Origin of the sequence: Streptomyces mutomycini, from assembly GCF_001700505.1 — a bacterium.
Classification (GTDB): domain Bacteria; phylum Actinomycetota; class Actinomycetes; order Streptomycetales; family Streptomycetaceae; genus Streptomyces; species Streptomyces mutomycini.
Genome location: NZ_MAPV01000278.1, coordinates 1 through 4291, shown reverse-complemented (window position 1 = coordinate 4291; position 4291 = coordinate 1). Strand labels below are relative to the sequence as shown.

Below are 4291 nucleotides of genomic sequence, written 5' to 3'. Positions count from 1 at the left end.
GCGGCCGAGTCGGACCGGCTGCGGCCACCCGTCAGGGTGTACAGCCGGTCCGGGTCGTCGTCGCGTCCGGGGCGGGGGCGCGGGACGGACGTCATACGTCCGCGGTTTCCGTGGCGGGCGCAGCCGCGTCGCGCGGCGGGGCGACGAGGTACTCGCCGAGCTGCTCGACGAGTTCGCTCATGTTGTGGCCGACGAGGCCGACGTCGGAGTCCTCCGCCGCCACGACCGCCAGGTGGGCGCCCGCGCCCGCCTCGACGATGAACAGCACGCCGCCGTAGAACTCGGTCATCGCGGACCGTACGCCGCCGGTGCCGTCACCGAACTCGATGGACGCGCCGTGCGACAGGCTCTGGATGCCGGCGGAGATCGCCGCCAGCTGGTCGGCCTGGTCGACGGAGAGTTCGGGGGTGCGGCACAGCTTCAGGCCGTCCCGGGAGAGGACGAGGGCGTGCCGGGCGCCGGGCGTGCGGTCGAGCAGCCCCTCCAGCAGCCAGTTCAGCTTCTCGTCGGTGGTCGCGCTCATCGGGTGTTGCCTTCCGGGTGCGGGGAATTGGCTCGTACCGCCTGGCTGAAGGTGCTGAAGCGGGCAGCCTGGACCTTCGGGTCGGTGGCACGGGGCCGGGGGGATTCGGCTCCGCCGGGAGCGGCATTGCCTGTACGGGCCTCTGCCGCGGCCAGGGTGCGGCCGCGGCGGCGTTTGGGAAGACCGCTCTCGCCGACCTGCGGCACGGAGCCGGTGGACTCGGACGCGGACTCCGCGCTCCGGGAGGTGTCGTCCGTCCGCGCCGCGGCCCTGGGGGAGGCCGCTGCCGCCGGTGCCTCGGGCTCCGTGTCCGGCCTCGCGCGGCCCGGCGTCGAGTGGCCCGGCGTCGAGTGGTCCGGCTCGGGCTCGGGGTGCCGGGCGGGCGCAGGGAGCGCCGAGGGCATGGGCGTACGGGAGATGAGCTCCTGCGGCAGCATCATCAGCGCGCCCGTGCCGCCGCGTGCCGAGGGCCGGAAGGAGACGGTGAGGCCGTGCTTCCTGGCGAGCCGGCCGACGACGGCGAGGCCGAGCCGGGTGCCGGAGATGCCGGTGAGGTCCTGGTTCTCCGCCGACACCGCACGCTCGGCGCGGCGCAGCTGCACATCGCTCATCACCAGGCCGCTGTCCTCGACGGTGACGACGATGCCCGCCGGGACCTCCTCGACGTAGACGTGCACCTCGGCGGTCGGCGGGGAGAAATTGGCAGCGTTGTCGAGGAGTTCGGCCAGGGCGTGCATGACGCCCTCGGCGGCGTGGCCCGCGATCGCCACGTCGCTGGTCGAGTGGAGGCGGATGCGCTGGTAGCCGCCGATACGGCCCATGGCGCCGCGCAGGATGGACTCCATCACGATCGGCTTGGCCCAACGGCGCCCGGAGCGCGCGCCGGTCAGCACCGCGATGGAGTCGGCGAGCCGTCCCGCCTGGGCGGTGCGGTGGTCGAGGTGCAGCAGGTCGTGGAGCACGTCCTCGGCGGAGTGCCGGTGCTCCATCTCGCGCAGGTCGGCCAGCATGCTCGTGGAGAGGGCCTGCATCCGGCCCGCGGCGTTGGCGCAGGCGGCGACCGCCGCGGCACGCTCGGTCTCGCTGCGCCGGGCGCGGGCGGCGAGCCGCGCGGTCTCGGCGGTGAGCCGCTCGTACTGTTCGGCGGCCTCGGCGGTGACCAGTGCGACCCGGTCCTCCGCCTCGACGGTGACCCGGGCCGTCTCCGAGGAGGCCGCGGCTCTGATCCGGGCGGTCTCGGCGGTGAAGCGCTGCGCCTCGGCGGCGGAGGTCGAGACGAGGCGGGAGGTCTCGGCGGTGAAGCGCGCGGCGTCGGTGGCCCGCATCACCCGCAGACCGCGGGCGGTGGCGAGCGTGTGAACGGTGACGGTCACCGCGACGCACAGCAGCAGGGCCGCGGACCCCGCCCCCCATGCGAGCGGGGTCCGCACCGAGGCGGGCGCGGCGGAGACCGCCCACAGGCACAGAGCACCGGTTACGGCTGCCGAGATCAGCAGGGCGAGTGCGGTCGGCCGGAGTGAAGGGCGCAATCGGAGTCCTCGGGGCGGACGGTGCGGAGGGCGGACAGGAGCAGAGGGAGGAGCAATCGGGATATTCCGGTCGGTGACGGCGAAAGAGTCACAACTGGAGCTGATTGTTCCTGATCAAGTCACGGCAACTATAGGAGAATTGGAGACTTGTTTGGGGATTCCTTGTGGCCACTTCTGTTTGAAATCTGGCTTGAATCGATTCCGGTCGCGCCCTCCGGTCGACGTTTCGCGCGCCAAACAGCGGGTTCGGTGGGCGAGTAGCGCTGAATGTGACGGTATGTCCCCTGTGTGATGCTTGATTTATCACGATCGTCGCTCGCAGGCCGGTGGCCAGCTAGTCTGAGCGCTCCGGTGCAGTCGGCCTTCCCAGACCGGCACTGCCGTAAGACACACCGCGCGCCTTGAAGGGGGAGGCGCCGCGTGGCAGCCCCGACGGAGGACGCAGGCAACCGTGGACGCGCAAGGCCGTGGGCGGGACGAGGGCATCGACCCCGCAGACCAGTGGGTACTCAACCCGAACACCGGTGATTACGAACTGCGACTGACCCCCTCCTCAGGGCGATCATCCGCGTCGGCCGGTACGACCGATGCCAGAACTCCCGGAACGCGCCGCAGGCCGAAGCCGGGGACGCCGCCGTCCGGCGACCGGGCCTCGGTGCCCGGCCAGCGTGGCGGCCGCCGGGGTGCCGGCGGCGGACGCGGGGACCGGGACGAGACGCGGAAGCCCGGGGGCAGAGCGGCGGCGCCGCCGGCCACCGGACGGCGCAAGGCCAAGCCCCAGAAGTCCCGCAAGAAGAAGGCGCTGGTGTGGACCGGCGGCGTGCTCGCCTTCCTGATGGTGGGCGTCGGCACCACTGGCTACCTCGTGTACCAGCACTTCAACGGCAACATCACCTCCGCCGCGACCGACGGGGCCGGCACCGGCGGCTTCAGCAAGGACCGGGCGATCAACGTCCTGGTGATCGGGACGGACAAGCGGACCGGCGAGGGCAACGAGGGCTACGGGGACGCGGGCAGTGTCGGCCACGCCGACACCAACATCCTCTTCCACGTCTCCAAGGACCGCACGAACGCGACCGCGCTGAGCATCCCGCGTGACCTGATAGCCGATATCCCGAACTGTCCGACGACGCTGGAGAACGGCGAGAAGAAGGACATCCCCGGGACGGCCGGCGGGCGCTTCAACAACAGCCTCGGGCAGTCCGACCGCACCCCCAGCTGCACCATGCGGACCGTCACCGAGCTCACGGGCATCACGCCCGACCACTTCATGGTGGCCGACTTCAACGCGGTCAAGTCCCTGACGACGGCCGTCGGCGGCGTGGACGTCTGCCTCGCCAAGGACATCGACGACAAGGACTCGCACCTCAAGCTGTCCAAGGGCGAGCACACCCTCAAGGGCGAGCAGGCCCTGTCCTTCCTGCGGACCCGGCACTCCGTCGGCTTCGGCAGTGACCTGAGCCGCATCGAGATCCAGCAGCAGTTCCTGGGCTCGCTGATGCGCAAGCTGAAGTCCAGCGAGACCCTGACCAGCCCCACCAAGATGTGGTCACTCGCGGAGGCGGCCACCAAGGCACTCACCGTCGACGACCAGATCGACGACATCAACAAGCTCCGCAAGCTGGGCATGGAGCTGGCGTCGGTCGACCCGAAGAACATCACCTTCACGACGGTCCCGGTGCGGGACAACCCGAACGACAAGGCCACCGTCATCCTCGACGAGTCCAAGGCGCCGCAGGTCTTCTCGATGATGCGCGAGGACGTCTCCTTCACCGCCGTGGAGAAGCAGGAGAAGGCCGCGGCGAAGGCCAAGGCGGACGCCAAGCTGAAGGGCGAGATGGCGGACGCGGCGGACGTGCGGGTCGACGTCTACAACGGCGGCGCCCCCGCCGGCTCCGCGCAGAACGCACTCGACTGGCTGCAGAACGAAGAAGGCGTGCTGAAGTCCACGAACCAGGCGAACGCGCCGGAGAACGTGAAGAAGACGCAGCTCGTCTACGCCCCCAACCAGGCGGACCAGGCGCGCCGGCTGGCCGCCATGATGGGCCTGTCGGCCTCGGCCCTCAAGCCGACGACGACGGACGCGGGCGAGATGGACCCGATGAAGCTGACGCTGGGTCCGGACTTCAAGGAGGCGGGCAGCCCGCTCTCGGCCCCGTCGAAGGCGCCGGACGACATCCAGCGCGTGGAAGCGGACAAGGCGGTCTGCGCGAAGTAGCGCGCAGACCGCCTTGTCCGC

General features: G+C 71.0%; 3 protein-coding genes and 1 pseudogene. 1 reads left to right on the top strand and 3 read right to left on the bottom strand.

Annotated features, from left to right (window positions below):
- From BFF76_RS32550 to BFF76_RS29295, 3 genes and pseudogenes are all read right to left on the bottom strand, one after another.
- Positions 1-95 (bottom strand): annotated as a pseudogene (locus BFF76_RS32550) (DUF742 domain-containing protein); the annotation flags it as partial.
- Complete coding sequence (locus BFF76_RS29300) at positions 92-523, bottom strand: roadblock/LC7 domain-containing protein (RefSeq protein ID WP_053930592.1); 432 nt, start codon at positions 521-523, stop codon at positions 92-94. The pseudogene BFF76_RS32550 and the gene BFF76_RS29300, both read right to left, overlap by 4 nt.
- Positions 520-2052: a sensor histidine kinase gene (locus tag BFF76_RS29295; RefSeq protein WP_053930591.1), complete on the bottom strand. Its 1533-nt coding sequence runs from the start codon at positions 2050-2052 to the stop codon at positions 520-522. Before BFF76_RS29295 ends, BFF76_RS29300 begins: the two co-directional genes overlap by 4 nt.
- Before the next feature lie 451 nt (positions 2053-2503).
- On the opposite strand from BFF76_RS29295, the gene BFF76_RS29290 reads away from it, so the two are divergent.
- Entirely contained in the window at positions 2504-4270 is a 1767-nt protein-coding gene (locus BFF76_RS29290) for an LCP family protein (RefSeq protein ID WP_065849434.1), read from the top strand.
- The last annotated feature ends 21 nt before the right edge of the window (positions 4271-4291 follow it).